Genomic DNA, 17,659 nt, shown 5'->3' with positions numbered 1-17,659 from the left:
AATATTAATATTATGAATTTTAATAAGTAGTCTAGGAATTTAAGAGTATGAGGATTAACAATGGAGTATGTATAATAATTGTTTTTACTTAAAAGGAGATAAATAATGAAGACGTTTTTGAAAATACTAGGACTATTAATTATTTCGTTAATTTTGGCTGTAATTTTTTTCTTTGGTTTAAGAACTTATCAAGGTCACAAAAATTTAGAGTTAGTTGATAACTATTTAGATGAAACTCATCTAACTGATAAAATCCAAACAGAGAAAACATTATATAGTGCTAAAAAAGGTTTGTATTATAAAGAAATTAAATTTAAAGATGATTCAGATCATACTTATGTCGTTCAACCGATTAGTACATATAAAGGTATATTGGTGCAAGGTTTTGATCCAGAAACTAAGAAAAATGTCAAAGGCGCAAAACATAATGCTTTTAAAGAAAAATATCAACCTAAAGATTAAAAGTTATTTTTAATGATGTTATTATTTTATAGATTAAAGCAAAATAAGATAAAGTTGGCTGGTACCGTATTTATTTATGGCATCAGCCATTTTTTATTGAATGCTTTTATCGTATAGATTACTTTAGTAAAAATTAAAAAACATAAGCATTTTGAGCACTATTCCAAGTGAAATGTATATAAAAATCATACCGATTTCTTATGTTACTCAAATAAAAAATAGACTAAAAGAGTAGTGGTTTTATTTGTGATTATATCATTATATCTAACTTTTAGTAAGCGATCATAGCGTGATATCATAGTCTTTAACGCCAATTTTGTATATTTGTCAAAATAATTATGTTACTTATATATATATATAATGAGTAAAAATAAAAATTAAGTGTAATATCAACTCTTTTTACCGAAAAAATTTATATCTATATAAAAATTATTTTGATATAATTAAGCAATGTCAGAAAAAGGGGAGAAACATCATGGCAATTATAAGAAGAATCAGTTTACCAATGCAAGTTATTATCGCTTTGGTATTAGGTGTTATCGTAGGCCTATTACTTTATGGGCACGATGAAATTGCAAATTACATTAAGCCTTTTGGCGATGTCTTCTTGAATTTAATAAAAATGATTGTAATTCCAGTTGTTTTTTGTTCACTAGCATTATCTATATCCAATGTAGGTGAATCTAAAACAGTGGGACGTTACGGTTTTAAAACAATCTTATATTTTGAAATTATAACAACAATAGCTATAGGACTAGGTATACTTTTTGCGAATATATTTAAACCAGGGAAAGGTTTAGATCCAGATAAATTACCCAAAGGTGATATTTCAACATATGAATCCTCGGCAAAAGCTGCCGAATCTTCTACATATGGAAATCACTTTATCGATACAATTGTAAACATTGTGCCTCAAAATCTTTTTGAGGCTTTGACTTCAGGTGAATTACTACCAATCATTTTCTTTGCAGTGTTTTTTGGTGTTGCATTATCAGCAATTGGTAAAAAAGCAGAACCTGTAAAAGCGGTTTTAAGTGGTTCATTAGAAGCTGTGTTTTGGATGATTAATAAAATATTGAAATTAGCACCTATTGGCGTATTCGCATTTATTTGTACGACAATTATGACTTTTGGTGCTTCAGCATTAATACCACTATTAAAATTATTATTAGTGGTTATCGGTGCAATGATATTCTTTATTATTGTTGTACTTGGTATCGTAGCTAGATTATGCGGTATTAGTATTTTCTCTATTATTAAAATACTAAAAAATGAACTAGTATTAGCATTTTCAACATCAAGTTCTGAATCTGTGTTACCAATAATAATGAAAAAAATGGAAAACTTTGGTTCTCCAAAAGATATTACATCATTTGTAGTACCAATTGGATATACATTTAACCTTGATGGATCTGCATTATATCAATCAATAGCAGCCTTATTTGTTGCTCAGATGTATGGCATCGATATGTCCATCGGCCAACAAATCATGTTAATGGTTACTTTGATGGTTGCTTCAAAAGGTATGGCGGGCGTACCAGGAGTATCAATTGTAGTACTTATTACAACATTGACAACAATGGGATTACCAGCTGAAGGACTGGCATTGATTATCGGTGTCGATAGACTATTAGATATGGTACGAACTTGTGTAAATGTATTAGGTAACGCATTATCTACCATTGTTATTGCAAAATGGGAAAATGCTTATGACAAAGAGAAAGGTCAAGCCTATCTAAAATCGATATAAACTAAATTAAAATTCTGATATTTTGCACTGAATAGAAAATAAATCTATTCAGTGCTTTTTTGTTAATTACGGTTATATTATGTTAATTATAAAACAACAACAGTAGGATGTTTTTGAAAACAAGTGATGGGTTAAACAAAATTAATGTTATTTAAGGCACAAACAACAAACAGCCCCATAAGCACTTCACTTCTAAGAAGTGCTTATGGGGCTGTTTTGTGACGCGGTTTTACTTATTTACATGCCTTTCATGTCCATATCGTGAATTTTCATCATTAGACCATGCGGAATGTCATCGTGATCAACGACTTCCATTTTACTATAAGTGTCTTCGTCCTCAGATTTAATAAGTTTTACAAAATCACCTTTTTTAGGATTAAATCCTGATTTAGAAGGTATTTTTACATTTTCCTCTACTTCATGGTCTTTTTCACTCACTACTTTATCAGCAGTTGTACTATTTTTCATGTAGCCGAAGTATGTCTCTTTTTGACCACCAGAAACCATCATAATAACTAAGACAATAGCTACAATCACCATTACTGCACTGATAATAATTGCAAACATTTTATTTTTCAAAATTAGATTCTCCTTTATATATCTTTACTTCAGTTATATCTGATATTTTAGCATAATGCAATTGAAGTATAAGCGATGACAAAACTTTTAAATTAAATTGTGCTAATATGTACTTATTTTTAAAGTTTCATGTCTATGCTGCACTATTATTTATTTGTAGGTGATAAGCGAATGTATTTCACCTCATCTCGACCAATATCAAACTCAATAGGTGTGTGTGGATAGGTAGTGTGTCGTAATTCTGATTTTGGCATATTTGAACGTTCTATATTTTTTAACAGTGATTGTTCAATGAAAATATCATTAAATATAGGAGGTAAAGCATAATCTATAAAACCATGTTCTCTATTTAACGTACGTATAAATAAAATTAATTTTGAAATAATTGTTTGTTGTTTTAATATAAATTTTCGCTTGTTTAACGTTGTGTGCGTATTGGCATTGAATAATAGTAAATGTGTACATTGTTTATCTTTTGCAACTAAATAATTAGGTTGTATTAATATCGCTTTTCCATAAAATGGCTTTAAGAATTGCATTATATATACAATGGGTTCATATATGCCGTGATGATTCATTAATGCAACGTCATATATACATTTATTCATTAGTTCATAGCCAACAGCAGAACCATTTTTAATTAATTGTATTGTATGTTGCATAATTTCTGATATTCCTAAAGGCGCTTTTTGATTATATTGAGTGAAGTGATTTTTAGTAAGTTTTGAGTACACACATTTATTAGGTTGTAGCTTAGAAAGTGTGACGAATTTATTATAATAATCACTATAACTTGATACATTATCGAATTGATGGCTATGCTTTAATAACATTGTACGTAATTCGCTACGTTCTACATCAATAAAATTAAAGTCAAAATTAAATCTATGTAAGAGTGTAAAAGTGTGTTTAAGGCTTTGAGTTTGGGTTAACACGCCTTCTACATTGATTGCTAATTTGATATTAATATTTAAACTTCTGACTTTAATGTACAATCTGTTTATATCATTTAACTTTAAGTATTCTGAATCAAATAGAATCATAAAGTTATACATATTACCATTAGCATGATATTTAGGTTTGAATATTAAAAATTGGGAAATCACTTGTTCTATTTTTTTATATTCTTCCATGGATTTAATTCTAATAACTACGCCTATACAGTTAGAAAAAATAGCATCGATAAAATTGACAATCCCATTTAAATTGAGTGAAGCTGATGCTAGATTGCTCACATTATTTATAAGTAAATAGCAGTTTGTAAGGTCACTAAAATTAAGTTTTTGATTTAAATTTGTTTGAATTATATCCATTAGATTATCAATATGAATAAAGATGGTAGGTTGTTTTGCCAAATCATTATACTTTAAGTGGTCTAAATTGATAATTTCGTTATCAAGTGATTGATTATGGTCATCTAAGTAGGCTTTGAAATAGTGTGAATATCCGCTAATATCAGTAGTTAATAACGTAATAGGATTATTGTGCAATATATTAAGCTTTTTTCTGTAAGCAAGCGGTGTTAACTTTAGATGATATTTGAATTGATGAGTATAGTTAGCATAATGATTGAAACCCATATTTTCAGAAATAAGATAAATGGTTTTGTTACTATTAATAAGTTCATTAAGAGAAAGCGCAATTTTTAAACTTACTACATAATGTTTAAAGCTAATACCTAAATATTTTTTAAATAAAATCGATATATATGAACTAGAAATATAAAAAATTGAAGAAATTTCTTTGGACATGATATGTTGTGTAATGTGCTTTTGAATATAATCTGATATTTTATTTAAAAGTTCATTTTCAGAATGGATTGTCGGTATATAAACATAATCAGTTGATTTCTTAGTTTCTTGCTCTAAGGTAGAAATAAGCTCAGTTAATTGAGGTAATTCCATTGAATTCATAGTATTTAATTTTTCAATCATGTTTAGTATTAAATACTTCAAGTATTCTTGAGCATGCAATGCTTTTGCATCATAATAACAATTAAAAAATAATTGATTAAGCGGGATGATTTGTTGTATTGGTATTTTTAGTTCAACAAGTTGTTCTGCGTGAGTTATACAAAATAAATCACTATGATTGATGATAGCGATATTGTTTTCAACCGAAGTTTGTTTACCATTAATATTGATATTCAATTTACTATTTAATGAAAATAACAGTATGACTTGGTTGATACAACGTTGCGTGTCTGTAGTTAAAAAATCGTGGATACATAATGTGGCATGTTCCATTCTATCTAGCAACTCCTGATAACATATTGTTATATTGACTAAATTACATTATATAATAAATAGTTGTGAATATTAATATATTAAATATAACTATTTTCTTATTTCAAGCGCTAATTCAATCGATAAAATTAAATTGTGCACATCATTAACTTTGAAATAAATCAATTAAACGAACTAATGCTGCAAAAATTTAAATATTAAAGAAGGGAAATAATGGAGCATATATACTCAAATTATTATGAAATAGAAGAGAAAATCACTGAACTAAAAAAAGATATTTTAGGTGTCGTTCTACACGATGATGCCGAAAATTATTCTGCCAAAAATTACATTACATGGTTAAATAAGCGCATTGAAAAAAACGAATTAGAAAAAGGATGGGCGAGCGTCTACATCGACCAAAACACATGTTACTGGTTTCATCCAACACAATATACTGAATGGCACTGCGGAAATACATTTGCCAATACGCATTATATTGGTATCGAGAGATGTCAGTCTAAAATCAATGGTATATTAACAGATAGTGCATTTATGAAGGTAGAAGAGGTTAGCTTTTGGCTAGCAGCTGCAATTTTAAAAAAATATCAATTGCCTGTTAATAGAAAAACAGTAAGAATCCATAAAGAATTTTATGATACCGAGTGTCCAGCAAGATCGTGGTTAATTCATTTGGAACAAGCTTCAAGCACATTGGAAAACATGAATAGATTGAAAGATTATTTTATCTATAAAATAAAATATTATTACGATGATATTACTAAAGAAGATATTATGCCTTTAGGTTAAGGCCAGTATCAAATTAAACTCAGCTAATATTCATTTTTATCATCAGCCAAAAAATAGTTTGGATTATAATATTTAAAAACGTCAATTCTAATCATATAGAAATTGACGTTTTTATTTTTGAACCTTAATCTGAGTTGACAAGCTATTTCAAATATATAAATTTTAATAAAAATAAGTGAAATAAATTTAAAAGGCATGTCTCCTAAAATTTTTGAGAAAACAAGCCTTTAGAATATTACAGAAAACCAAAGTACAAATTTTAAGATTCAGTACAATAACACATGATTGAATCTTTTATATTGAGCATAAGTTTTATATCTAGTTATTTTTAAATGTGTGTTTGCTTTATATCAAAACTTTTGCTTTCGCCATAGAAATGCGCCTACACATGAAACGATAATTAATGAAATAGCGATCACGATAACCCAAGAGACATAGCTATGTTCATTAATAGGTAATGGAACATTCATGCCGAAAAAGCTAAATACCAAAGTTGGTAATGTTAAAAAGACAGTAAATAATGTCAATGTTTTCATCGTATTATTCATTTCATTTGAAAGTAGTGATGCATATGAAGTTGTAATACTTTCTAATATATCCGTATATAATCGTGTGGTCTCTAAAGCTTGATTATTTTCTATGACTAAATCTTCCAACAAATCTTCATCTTCTTCAAATCGTTTGATTGCAGGTAATCTGAAAAGTTTCTTTACTATCGTTTCATTACCTTTTAAAGCTGCTAAGAAATAAACTAAACTCTTTTCAACTTCCATTAAATTATATAGTTGTTTGTTTGTAACATTATTTTTTAAATCACGTTCTATACGTAATCTCGTTTTATTTAATAATCTAAGGTTTCTATTATAATGATTCGCGATCGTTAATAAAATATTGAGCGCGAATCGGCTATGAAAATGTAAATTTAAATTTTGATGGCTAAATTTTTCTAGAAATTCATTTTCCACATTACATACAGTAAATATTTTTTTATTACCAATAATAATACCTAGAGGAATTGTTATAAACGAGAGCACATTAAGATTTGTATCATTAACAACTGGCAAATCAAGGATTATGAGGGAATAGCCCGTTTCTTCATCGTATTCAACACGAGAACTTTCCTCAGTATCTAGAGGGTCTCTAATAAAATCTTCTGGTAAATGGTATAAATCTATTAAATGTTCTATTTCTTCCCAATTTGGGTCAACGACATTGATCCATGAAGCATCATGGTCTAAAGTTGATGTTATTATTTCTTGTGTTTGAGTATGTTTATAAGCAGTAATCACAATACAAATCTTCCCTTCATTAAATTCTTAATTATATTAGCGAAGATTAGAGCGGTTGACAAGTATCTTTCAATTTTAATTGTAATACTTGTAGAAAGGATTAATTTAAGGATTTTATAAGTATCATATTGTAAAATCTGCATGGTTAACGAATTTGGAAAGGTTTGCATGTATTGGTGAAATAAGATTACAGAAATGTTGAGAAAATACGATGTAATTTTAATGCTAAATTAACATTAGCTTAACAAAAATTAGTTATACTTCACATAGTTTACAAATATTTTAAAGAGGTGTAACGATGGATTCTTCTGTAATGGAGATTATTTTTACCTTTATTGGTGGATTAGGTATTTTTCTATATGGTATTAAACAAATGGGAGACGGTTTACAAGCCGCAGCTGGTGATAGATTAAGAAGCATTTTAAATACTTTTACAAGTAACCCTTTAATGGGTGTCTTGGCTGGTATGATTGTAACGATATTAATTCAAAGTAGTTCGGGTACAACAGTAATTACTATAGGTCTTGTTAGTGCAGGCTTTATGACAATGCGTCAGGCAATTGGAGTAGTTATGGGAGCGAATATTGGTACTACAGTTACTGCATTTATTATAGGTATTGATATCGGTGAGTATTCGCTGCCAATTTTAGCAATTGGTGCATTTCTAATTTTCTTTATTCAAAAACGTAAAGTGAAAAATGTGGGTATGATTTTATTTGGTTTTGGTACATTGTTCTATGGTTTAGAACTTATGAGTGGTGCAGTTAAACCATTAGCAAATTTAGACTCTTTTAAACAAATTATGTTAGATATGTCTTCGAATCCATTATATGGTGTGGTAGCAGGTACATTATTAACAGTAATTATCCAAAGTTCAAGTGCCACAATTGGTATTTTACAAGGATTCTTTGCCAATAATTTAATTAGTTTACACGGTGCACTTCCTGTACTTTTAGGCGATAATATTGGTACGACAATCACGGCAGTACTTGCCAGTTTAGCAGGCTCGTTGGCGGCAAAACGTGTGGCAGCTGTACATGTACTCTTCAATGTAATTGGCGCTATCATTTTCTTAATAATCATGCCTCTCTATCAATTAGTTATTGAATGGATGCAAGGGATTATGAATTTAAAGCCTGAAATGGTTATTGCATTTGCACACGGTACGTTCAATGTAACAAACACAATTATTCAATTGCCATTTATTTTCATCCTAGCATGGATAGTGACGAAGTTAGTACCAGGCGAAGACTTGAATGAAAAATATAAACCAAGAATGTTAGATAAAAATTTAATCAACAGAGCTCCTAACATCGCGTTACAAGAAGCTCAAGATGAAATTCAAAATATAGGTCATATGATTTTCGATATGTTTAGATATGCTAAGAACTATGATGATAAAACAGAAAAAGATATAATTCAGAAGCATGCAGCTGTGGAAAGTATGTATGACAATGTAAGACAATATTTAACAAAAATCTCTGAGAAGAAGATATCCAAACAAGATGCAGAAAGAATGTCTGTGTTATTCGATGTTAATCGAACGTTTATTAAAGTAGCAAGTTTAACGGAAGCTTATTTATTGGATTTAAAGAAAAAAGAAACAGAATCAATTCAAATATCTGCAAAAGCAGAACAAAGTATTGAAAGACTATATGACCATGTCGATGCGTCACTTGAAAAAACAATTGATATGTTTAACGTATATGACAGAGTTAAAAAAGATGAAATCGTTCGTTTGAGTAACGATTCGTATACATTAGAACATGATCTTAGGAAGAAACATATCAAGCGCTTAAGTTCTGGAGAATGTTCTTTAGAAGGTGGTTTGCTATATCTAGATATGATTGCTATCTTAGAGCGTATTGGTTACCATTCTAGAAACATTTCAGAATCTATGATTGATATAGATAATATTGAACATGAGGATGATGAAGTGGAACATACTTTGGGTTGGTCATATTAAAAAGTTATTTTAACCACAATGTATGCAAAATTTAATATCATATAATGAGGCAAGCCATAACAGAAATAAATTTTATGCTTAGTCTTTTAAATTAGAGCGGAATAACATCACTTTATTAAAGGATGATGTTAATCTGCTCTTTTTTTATGAGAAAAGTGTACTTGGTTAACAATTTTCAATTTAAATGATAAATGGTATGTAAAAAATGGAGTACTCGAGACGGTAAAAGCAATCCCTCTCTTAATCCTTAGTAAAACGATAAGGATACTTGACAAAATGTTACCGTGAGCATAAGATTGAAACTAATATAATTTTCAGAAATCGATTGGGGGATTGTTTATGACATCTATTAGTATACTTGATCAAAGTCCGATAGATCATAATGAAGCAGTTAGCGACGGGATAAAGAGAACAGTTGAACTCGCTCAATTAGCAGAAAACCTGAATTATACAAGATATTTTGTTGCAGAGCATCATAATATACAAGAAGTCGTTGGTACGAGTCCTGAAATATTAGTTACACATCTATTAAACCAAACAAGTAGAATAAACATTGGTTCTGGTGGGGTTATGCTACAGCATTATAGTCCATTTAAAGTGATTGAGCAGTTTCATTTTATGAGCCAAATCGCTCCGGGAAGAGTAGATTTAGGTATAGGTAAAGCACCTGGTGGTTTTCCTCTAGCGACACAAGCATTACAAGAAGATATCAAAAGTTCACCTACATCATTCAATGATAAATTTCATCTATTAAATCAATTTAATAATGGAAACTTTCCTAAAGAAAATCCATATTCAAATTTAAAAACAACGATTCGTAATAAAGAGGTTGAAAAACCGCATGTTTTTCTTTTAGGTGGCAGTGAACGATCAGCGCGTTTTGCAGCAGAAGAAAAAGTAGGATTTATTTATGCATATTTTTTGAATTCTGATAATGAACTTTTACAAAAAGCCATTCGTACATACAAAGCATTTTACCCTGAGGGGAGAATCATTGTGGCCTTGGCTGCTGTTGTATCAAATAGCGAAGCGGAGTACGCATTAATTGAAGAAGGGCGTACAAACTATGTTTTACACTTTGATGAGGGTCAAAAATTAACGGTATCAAGTGAACATCAAATTGATGATTTTAAAAAGCAAAGTTCAAGGACATTTGAAATTGAAGCACAACAAATAGAGGTATTTAATGGTACAGCTGAGTCCATAAAACAACAGATTCATGAATTAAATATAGATGATGAAGTTGATGAATTTATGTTTCATATGCCCGTTCAAAATCATTCATTACGATTAAAAACAGTAGAGCAATTAGCGCGTGTATATAAAAAATCGACTTTGAAAGCAGGGGTAAAATGACAAATAAAAAAATAGATTTTGGAATTATGTTGAACGGTCCTGGTAGTCATATGCATGCTTGGAAATCAAGTGAGGTTCCAAGTGATGCAAGTACAAATTTTGAATTTCAACTTGAAATTGCTCGCAAAGCAGAAAAAGCTGGCTTCAGTTTCGTTTTTGTAGCAGATGGATTATATATTAATGAAAAATCGATACCACATTTTTTAGATAGACATGAACCTTTAACATTTTTAGCAGCTCTTGCTCCTATAACGCAGCAAATTGGATTAGTTGGTACGATTTCAACTTCGTATAGTGAACCGTTCACAGTGGCCAGACAACTTTCAACCATTGATAACATTAGTAAAGGTCGTGCAGGCTGGAATGTGGTAACTTCGCCTTTAGCTGGGAGTGCTGACAATTATAGTAAAGGAGATCATCCAGAACATGATGTTCGATATGATATTGCTGAAGAACATATCCAAGTTGTACAAGGATTATGGGATTCGTACGAAGATGACGCGTTTACGTTCGATGTTGAAAATGGTGAATATGTTGATAAAAGTAAAATGCATACTTTAGATTACAAAGGTCAATATTTCCAAGTTAAAGGTCCTTTGAATGCAAGTCGGTCAGAACAAGGACAACCTGTTATATTCCAAGCAGGAGCTTCTCCTAAAGGACAGGCATATGCAGCTAAATATGCTGATGCCGTTTTTACACTTGGTGAGTCACTTGAAATTGCAAAAAGTAATTATGACAGTATTAAAAAACAAGCCCAAGCATTTGAGCGTAATCCCGACCATGTTAAAGTCTATCCAATGCTAGCACCAGTCATTGGAAAAGATAAAGCCGAAGTAGAGCGACGATTAAATGAACTTAAATCATTAGCAACAATTGAAGAGGCTTTAGACTACTTGGGAAGATATTATGATCACCATGACTTTACTCAATACGAATTAGATGCACCATTTCCAGAGTTAGGTGACGTAGGGAAAAATAGTTTTCGTGCAACTACTGATGCAATTGCTGAACGTGCGAAATCACAAAATTTAACGTTAAGAGAAGTTGCTCTAGAAGAAACTGTAAGACGTTCACCATTTACAGGCACTTATGAAGAAGTAGCAGCATTAATAATTGAATGGTTTGAACAAGGTGCAGCAGATGGCTTTATCTTTGGACCACATGTCTATGGTGAAATATATGATGAATTTTTAAGAGAAGTGTTACCGATATTAGAAACAAAAGGTTATTATTCGAAATCTTATGAAGGTAGTACATTACGTGATCATCTTGGTATTCCGTTTAAAGAAAATCGATATCGAAACACAAAAGTAGAGCATATCTAATTTAAATGATTTTTAAGGAGTGAAATAGAATGTCTGAATATAGTGCAACTTCACATCATTCGCAAACAGATGTTGAACAAGACCAATTAAAAATAAAAGAAAAAAGAAAATTTCAATTGCCACACGTGTTATTAATGATGTTGATGATGATGATGTTTGCATGTTTACTGACATATGTCATTCCTGCTGGTGAATTTGACACGACAAAAAGTGGTGAAATTGTACAAGGAACTTATCATGCTATTTCACAAAATCCAGTTAATCCGTTTTATGCAATTACCTTAATATTAAATGGGGGTATACAATCAGCTCAAACTGTAACTTTATTGCTATTTGTTGGTGGGGCAATTGGAGGTATGTTGCAATTGGACTCAGTGACAAAGTTAACTAATTATATGATATATAGATTTGAACACGCAGGTGCTTTACCACTCATTATAGGATTATTTTCTTTAATGGCGTTTATAGGGTTTTTTGTAGGTGGCGATCAGATGATTGTTTTTGTCACGCTCGGTGTCATTTTAGCGAATAGGTTAAAATTAGATCCAATTATTGCCCTTGGCATGACCTTCCTACCTTTGTATATGGCATTTTCAGTTTCTCCTTCAGGTATGGCTAAAATTGGTCAAATCGTTTATCCGGAAGTCACTTTATATTCAGGATATGGTGGGAGAGCAATTATGTATACAGTGTTTTTATTGGTCACTTTATTATATGTTATCTGGTATGCGAGAAGGGTTATTAAATCACCAAATAAAAGTTTGATGAATACTACATCTTGGCAACAAAATAATGTGCAAACAACAAATATAGAAATTGATTTGAAAGATAGAACAATTAATTGGAGAGATTTGGTTGTAGTAGGATTAGTGATTTTTACACCTATAGTATTAGCAATAGGTAACGGCATGTTAAGTTGGACTGAGAAATATGGAAATGGTGTATTCATTACTGTTTTTGGTATTAGTTTTGTGCTTGCTTACTTAATAAAAAGTAAACGGCCTAGTGAAATGGTGGATGGATTTCTAGCAGGAGCGAAACCAATGCTAGTGGTTGCTTTTGCTATTATCATGGCAAACACAATCAGCGTCATTCTAGAAAAAGGTAAGATTTTAAGTACGATTGTCAACGGATTAACGACACAACTTGATGGTTCGTCAGCTGGTGTCGTATCAATATTAATATTTTTAGTAGCAACAGTATTTAATTTTTTAGTGCCATCTGGTTCAGGTTTAATGAGTGTCATGGTTCCAATATTACAACCAGTTACACATACACTTGGTGTGAATGACCAAATACTGTTAACTTCACTATCTTTTGGCGGTGGATTAGGTAATTTAATTACACCAACATTGGGTGCGACAGTAGGTGCGATTGCTATTGCGAAAGCTAATTTTAGTTCATGGTTTAAATTTATGGCACCATTGTTTTTAATTTGGGTCATCGTAGGTTCAATTGTGTTGTATATCTTCACTACTGTTGGATGGTCAGGTGGTATATAAAAAGATTGGATAATTATTTTAAGTAAAAAAAGCTGTATCAATTAGGTATTAAATTATTCTAATTGATACAGCTTTTTAAATTGTTAATTTTGAAATTAAACAACAGTTAACTTAAATGGCATGTTTTGTAGCCATTTTTTGGGGGGATTTTCATCAGTAATAACTTCAGTAATATCAGTGATTTTAGCAAATGATAAAGTAGATGAAATATCAAATTTACTGTGGTCTATCAGAGCAATTACTTTTTCACTTTCTTGAATCATCTGCTTTTTGAGTTGAACTTCAGGTAATGAAAAATCAGTCAAACCATTTTCTAAGGTAAAACCGTTTGCAGATAAAAAGAAATAATCAATATGATACATTTCTAAAATTTGTGAATCAATGTTTCCGGTAATTGCATTTGAATCTTGTGATACAAACCCTCCAACTACGAGCACTGTTAAGTTTGGATTTTCTTTTAAGAGTACTGCATTTTCCAATCCATTTGTAATAATCGTAAGTTCCATTGTTGTCTCAGATATTAATTTTGCAAGCTCATATGTAGTTGAACTTGCGTCGATGAGTATGCATTGTTGCGGTTCGATTTTATTTAACGCATGCTCACTTATTTTATGTTTTTCACGATGCTTTTGTGTTAAGCGGTAAGAAAAGTTTAACTTAGAAGTCATCGTATCATTAACTTTTGCTCCGCCATGTGTACGTGTAATCTTATTTTCACTTTCTAAAAGCCGTAAATCGCTCCGAACTGTTGCTTCTGTCACGCTTAAGTAATCTGAAAGTTGTTTTACAGTAGCTCTTTTATGTGACTTTATATAAGTATATATGTGCTCTCGTCGTTCATCTGCATACATTTTCATATGATTCGCAACCTCCTTATGTTCATAATTTAGTTTAACACAATTTTTTATAAAAATAACAAAACAAAAGCAAAACGAAAATAAACGAAAAAATATTTGAAAGAATGAAAATATATATTAGAATTATAGTTATAAATGAAAGCGTTTACTAATAAGAGAAGGGGTTGTTGAAAATGACAAATAAAAATTATCCAGACAAAATGAATGCAGTTGTAGCATATGCACCAGGGGATTATAAATATGAAACAGTAGAGACGCCAACAATTGAGAATTCAAAAGAAATTATAGTGAAAGTTGAAGCATGTGGTATTTGTGCAGGAGATATTAAAGCGTATGGCGGAGCGCCAAGTTTTTGGGGTGATGAAACGCAACCTTCTTAATATTAAAGCACCGATGATACCGGGCCACGAATTTATTGCACGTATTGTTGAGAAAGGCGAAGATGTGACTGATTTTGAAATAGGTGATCGTGTCATTTCTGAACAGATTGTACCTTGTTGGGAATGTAGATTTTGTAAACGTGGAGAGTATTGGATGTGTGAAAAACACGATTTATACGGTTTCCAAAATAATGTCAATGGCGGTATGGCTGAATACATGAAATTCACTAAAGAAGCAATAAATTATAAAGTTCCTGAAAATCTACCTATAGAAAAAGCAATTCTAATTGAACCATATGCTTGTAGTTTACATGCAGTGCAACGTGCAAACATCAAATTAGGAGATTTCGTTGTATTATCTGGTGCTGGAACACTGGGGCTTGGCATGATAGGAGCTGCTAAAAAATCTGGCGCTGAAACTTTGGTTGTACTAGATATGAAAGATGATCGTTTAGAATTAGCGAAACAATTTGGTGCAGACATTGTAATGAATCCAGCAAAAGTTGACATAGTAAAAGAAATTAAGGATATGACTGAGGGCTATGGTTGTGATACTTACATTGAAGCGACAGGACATCCTAAATCTGTTGAACAGGGTTTGAGTGCAATTAGAAAACTAGGAAGATTTGTCGAATTTTCTGTATTTGGGGATCCAGTAACTGTTGATTGGAGCATCATTTCTGATCGTAAAGAACTAGATTTAATGGGTAGTCATTTAGGACCTTACTGTTATCCGCTTGTGATAAATGGTATACAAACTGGTGATTATCCAACTGAAGGCGTAGTAACGCATCAATTGCCACTGCAAGATTTTGAAGAAGGCTTTGAATTGATGAAAAAAGGAGATAAGTCATTGAAAATTGTGCTTGTACCTTAAAACAGCAAAGTAATAGATAACATAGATAGTTAAAAGGAGAGACTTTAAATGAAAAAGATGATTAATCATCCTGATGACGTCATAGAAGAATTAATGGCCGGATATTTAATTGCTTATCCTGAATATATTAGACGTTCAAACTTGCATCAAAGAGCTTTAATTGGAAAAAACGACACCCTAATCGTAAAGTGAGTGTTTTAATTGGTGGAGGATCAGGACATGAGCCAGCTTTTATCGGATATGTTGGTCAAGGTATGGCTGATGGTGTGGCAATAGGTAATATTTTCGCTTCACCTTCACCAATTCCTATACAAGCTGTAACTAGAGAAATTCATGACGGCCATGGTGTGTTATATATTTATGGAAATTATGCAGGAGATTTAATGAATTTTGAAATGGCCAGCGAAATGACAGAAGTCGAAGATGATATTGAAACAGCAGTAGTTATAGGAAATGATGATGTTGCTTCAGCGAAGGAAATTGAAGAGAGACGTGGCATAGCAGGTGAATTACTGGTTTATAAAGCTGCAGGTGCTGCTGCTGATTTTGGCTATGATTTGAAGGAAGTACGTCGTATTGCACAACTGGCAAATGATTATACACGTTCGATGGGCATTGGGTTAAGTCCTTGTTATTTACCGCAAACAGGAAAACTAAGTTTTGATCTTGAAGATAATGAGATGGAAATTGGATTAGGACATCATGGTGAACCAGGTATTGAAAAAACAACGATTCGCACAGCAAAAGAAACCGTCCAAGTTATTATGAAAAACATTTTGAAAGAAGGTCTTTATCAATCAGATGATGAAGTGGTTGTGTTAGTAAATGGGTTGGGTGCAACTTCACAAATGGAATTATATATTATCAATAAAGAAGTTGATGCAATATTAAATGAAAAAAATATAAAGACGTACAAATCGTATATTGGTAATTTTATTACATCAATGGAAATGGGTGGCTTCTCAGTAACATTGATGAAGGTGGACGAAACGTTAAAGTCATGTATAGATCATCCTGTCGATTGTCCAAATTTTAAAGAAGTCTAGGAGGAAATTGTAATGACATTAACAAGTGAAACATATAAATCATTCATCCTAGCATTAGCTGAGTTGTTTGAAGAACAAAAAGATAACTTATGTGAATTAGATAGAAAAATAGGTGATGGTGATCATGGTGTGACGATGAATATTGGTTATCAAGCTGTAAAAAGTACGATTCATAACGAGTTACAAGTACAAGATGATATTGCAAAAATCAGTGTTGCTGTTGGTAAAAGCTTTTTGGATGCAGTCGGGTCATCTGTAGGTCCTTTATATGCTTCAGGTTTTTTAAAGTCAGCAGTTGCAGTGAAAAATAAAACTGAATTAGATGATACAGACTTATATCAATTTTGGATTGCATTCAGTAAAGGAATTAAGGCAAGAGGTAAAGCTGAAATAGGTGATAAAACGATGATTGATACACTTGAACCATTCTATCTTTCATTAGAAACATCTAAATATCAAAGTATTAATTTCAAGGAAGCATTTGAGATTGCACTTTTAGAGGCTAAAAAAGGTATGGAAAGTACAAAGGATATTGTTTCAAATAAAGGCCGTTCTAAGCGATTAGGCTATCGTGCGCAAGGTCATGTAGATCCTGGCGCGATGTCAGCGTATCTGATGTTAAATACATTTAAATCATATGTATAAGTGAAGTGATAAGTATATAAGGAGGAGTTAGAATGAAAATAGCAATCGGTGCAGACCACAATGGTTACGACTTAAAAGAGGCAGTGAAAACGCATATAGAAGCACTCGGCCATGAAGTCGAAGATTTTGGTTGTCATCATTGTGCAGAAGACGGATTATCCAGATGTTGCTGCTAAAGTTGGTAAAAGCATCCAACAAGGAGATAATGAACGTGGTATTCTTATTTGTGGAACTGGCATTGGCGTTGCGATAACAGCAAACAAATTAAAAGGCATACGCGCTGCTTTGGCGCATGATTACTATTCTGCAGAGCGTGCACAGTTAAGTAACAATGCTCAAATACTGACTATGGGTGCACAAATTATTGGTATAGAAGTTGCTAAAAAAAATGTTGAAGCATACTTAAATGTAAGTTGGGAAGGCGGTTCTCAACGTAAAGTAGATAAAATTGTGCAAGTTGAACAAGATGAATTTTAATGCGTTATATTTATGTAAACCATATCATTCTTGAAGAATAAGAAGTTGGGGCCTAAAGCGCATAATTAAAGCAAAGGACTAGTCCGTGTGAGAGTCGACGGATTAGTCCT

At 31.6% G+C, this 17,659-nt stretch carries 12 protein-coding genes and 3 pseudogenes; 11 read left to right on the top strand and 4 right to left on the bottom strand.

Features of this window, described 5'->3' with window-relative positions; genetic code table 11:
- Nucleotides 1-105: 105 nt before the first annotated feature.
- Both MUA21_RS10205 and MUA21_RS10200 read left to right on the top strand, forming a co-directional pair.
- Entirely contained in the window at nucleotides 106-462 is a 357-nt protein-coding gene (locus MUA21_RS10205) for a DUF3139 domain-containing protein (protein WP_019468835.1), read from the top strand.
- Between the two features lie 475 nt (nucleotides 463-937).
- Nucleotides 938-2,212 carry a cation:dicarboxylate symporter family transporter gene (locus MUA21_RS10200; protein ID WP_019468836.1) on the top strand — a complete coding sequence of 425 codons (1,275 nt, stop codon included), beginning with the start codon at nucleotides 938-940 and terminating at the stop codon, nucleotides 2,210-2,212.
- A gap of 237 nt (nucleotides 2,213-2,449) precedes the next feature.
- On the opposite strand, the gene MUA21_RS10195 is transcribed toward MUA21_RS10200, so the two are convergent.
- Nucleotides 2,450-2,791 (bottom strand): DUF4889 domain-containing protein, encoded by a 342-nt coding sequence (locus tag MUA21_RS10195; RefSeq protein WP_019468837.1) that lies wholly within the window; start codon nucleotides 2,789-2,791, stop codon nucleotides 2,450-2,452.
- Between the two features lie 146 nt (nucleotides 2,792-2,937).
- Nucleotides 2,938-5,037 carry an AraC family transcriptional regulator Rsp gene (rsp, locus tag MUA21_RS10190; RefSeq protein WP_262561201.1) on the bottom strand — a complete coding sequence of 700 codons (2,100 nt, stop codon included), beginning with the start codon at nucleotides 5,035-5,037 and terminating at the stop codon, nucleotides 2,938-2,940.
- 213 nt (nucleotides 5,038-5,250) lie between these two features.
- On the opposite strand from rsp, the gene MUA21_RS10185 reads away from it, so the two are divergent.
- Nucleotides 5,251-5,826: a peptidoglycan recognition protein family protein gene (locus MUA21_RS10185; protein ID WP_262561200.1), complete on the top strand. Its 576-nt coding sequence runs from the start codon at nucleotides 5,251-5,253 to the stop codon at nucleotides 5,824-5,826.
- A gap of 350 nt (nucleotides 5,827-6,176) precedes the next feature.
- Here the strand turns inward: MUA21_RS10185 and MUA21_RS10180 are convergent, their stop codons facing one another.
- A complete protein-coding gene (locus tag MUA21_RS10180; RefSeq protein WP_107525372.1) occupies nucleotides 6,177-7,115 on the bottom strand; it encodes a magnesium transporter CorA family protein in 939 nt (312 codons plus the stop codon).
- Nucleotides 7,116-7,413: 298 nt separating this feature from the next.
- Here MUA21_RS10180 and MUA21_RS10175 point away from each other — a divergent pair, with 298 nt between their 5' ends.
- The 4 genes from MUA21_RS10175 to MUA21_RS10160 all read left to right on the top strand — a co-directional run bounded on the left by MUA21_RS10175 (nucleotide 7,414) and on the right by MUA21_RS10160 (nucleotide 13,267).
- Nucleotides 7,414-9,081 carry a Na/Pi cotransporter family protein gene (locus MUA21_RS10175; RefSeq protein WP_262561197.1) on the top strand — a complete coding sequence of 556 codons (1,668 nt, stop codon included), beginning with the start codon at nucleotides 7,414-7,416 and terminating at the stop codon, nucleotides 9,079-9,081.
- Between the two features lie 339 nt (nucleotides 9,082-9,420).
- Nucleotides 9,421-10,437 (top strand): MsnO8 family LLM class oxidoreductase, encoded by a 1,017-nt coding sequence (locus MUA21_RS10170; protein ID WP_107525374.1) that lies wholly within the window; start codon nucleotides 9,421-9,423, stop codon nucleotides 10,435-10,437.
- On the top strand, nucleotides 10,434-11,765 hold the full coding sequence (locus tag MUA21_RS10165; RefSeq protein WP_064209325.1) for an LLM class flavin-dependent oxidoreductase: 1,332 nt from the start codon (nucleotides 10,434-10,436) through the stop codon (nucleotides 11,763-11,765). The genes MUA21_RS10170 and MUA21_RS10165 overlap by 4 nt, the downstream gene beginning before the upstream one ends.
- A gap of 29 nt (nucleotides 11,766-11,794) precedes the next feature.
- Nucleotides 11,795-13,267: a Na+/H+ antiporter NhaC family protein gene (locus MUA21_RS10160; RefSeq protein ID WP_262561195.1), complete on the top strand. Its 1,473-nt coding sequence runs from the start codon at nucleotides 11,795-11,797 to the stop codon at nucleotides 13,265-13,267.
- A 95-nt stretch (nucleotides 13,268-13,362) separates the two neighbouring features.
- On the opposite strand, the gene MUA21_RS10155 is transcribed toward MUA21_RS10160, so the two are convergent.
- Nucleotides 13,363-14,124: a DeoR/GlpR family DNA-binding transcription regulator gene (locus MUA21_RS10155; RefSeq protein ID WP_073344029.1), complete on the bottom strand. Its 762-nt coding sequence runs from the start codon at nucleotides 14,122-14,124 to the stop codon at nucleotides 13,363-13,365.
- A 173-nt stretch (nucleotides 14,125-14,297) separates the two neighbouring features.
- On the opposite strand from MUA21_RS10155, the pseudogene MUA21_RS10150 reads away from it, so the two are divergent.
- From MUA21_RS10150 to rpiB, 4 genes and pseudogenes are all read left to right on the top strand, one after another.
- Nucleotides 14,298-15,381: pseudogene (locus MUA21_RS10150) on the top strand (MDR/zinc-dependent alcohol dehydrogenase-like family protein).
- 48 nt (nucleotides 15,382-15,429) lie between these two features.
- Nucleotides 15,430-16,427: pseudogene (locus MUA21_RS10145) on the top strand (dihydroxyacetone kinase subunit DhaK).
- Nucleotides 16,428-16,439: 12 nt separating this feature from the next.
- Nucleotides 16,440-17,072: a dihydroxyacetone kinase subunit DhaL gene (gene dhaL / locus MUA21_RS10140; RefSeq protein WP_019468848.1), complete on the top strand. Its 633-nt coding sequence runs from the start codon at nucleotides 16,440-16,442 to the stop codon at nucleotides 17,070-17,072.
- Between the two features lie 32 nt (nucleotides 17,073-17,104).
- Nucleotides 17,105-17,549 (top strand): annotated as a pseudogene (gene rpiB / locus MUA21_RS10135) (ribose 5-phosphate isomerase B).
- Nucleotides 17,550-17,659: the final 110 nt, after the last annotated feature.

Origin of the sequence: Staphylococcus ureilyticus, from assembly GCF_025558845.1 — a bacterium.
Lineage (GTDB): Bacteria > Bacillota > Bacilli > Staphylococcales > Staphylococcaceae > Staphylococcus > Staphylococcus ureilyticus.
The sequence above is the reverse complement of the archived record's forward strand: the minus strand, read 5'-3'. Positions and strand labels throughout refer to the sequence as shown.

Coding starts and splice junctions, on each gene's coding strand:
- MUA21_RS10205 (WP_019468835.1), top strand. CDS start 106: ATGAAGACGTTTTTGAAAATACTAGGACTATTAATTATTTCGTTAATT.
- MUA21_RS10200 (WP_019468836.1), top strand. CDS start 938: ATGGCAATTATAAGAAGAATCAGTTTACCAATGCAAGTTATTATCGCT.
- rsp (WP_262561201.1), bottom strand. CDS start 5,037: ATGGAACATGCCACATTATGTATCCACGATTTTTTAACTACAGACACG.
- MUA21_RS10185 (WP_262561200.1), top strand. CDS start 5,251: ATGGAGCATATATACTCAAATTATTATGAAATAGAAGAGAAAATCACT.
- MUA21_RS10175 (WP_262561197.1), top strand. CDS start 7,414: ATGGATTCTTCTGTAATGGAGATTATTTTTACCTTTATTGGTGGATTA.
- MUA21_RS10170 (WP_107525374.1), top strand. CDS start 9,421: ATGACATCTATTAGTATACTTGATCAAAGTCCGATAGATCATAATGAA.
- MUA21_RS10165 (WP_064209325.1), top strand. CDS start 10,434: ATGACAAATAAAAAAATAGATTTTGGAATTATGTTGAACGGTCCTGGT.
- MUA21_RS10160 (WP_262561195.1), top strand. CDS start 11,795: ATGTCTGAATATAGTGCAACTTCACATCATTCGCAAACAGATGTTGAA.
- MUA21_RS10155 (WP_073344029.1), bottom strand. CDS start 14,124: ATGAAAATGTATGCAGATGAACGACGAGAGCACATATATACTTATATA.
- dhaL (WP_019468848.1), top strand. CDS start 16,440: ATGACATTAACAAGTGAAACATATAAATCATTCATCCTAGCATTAGCT.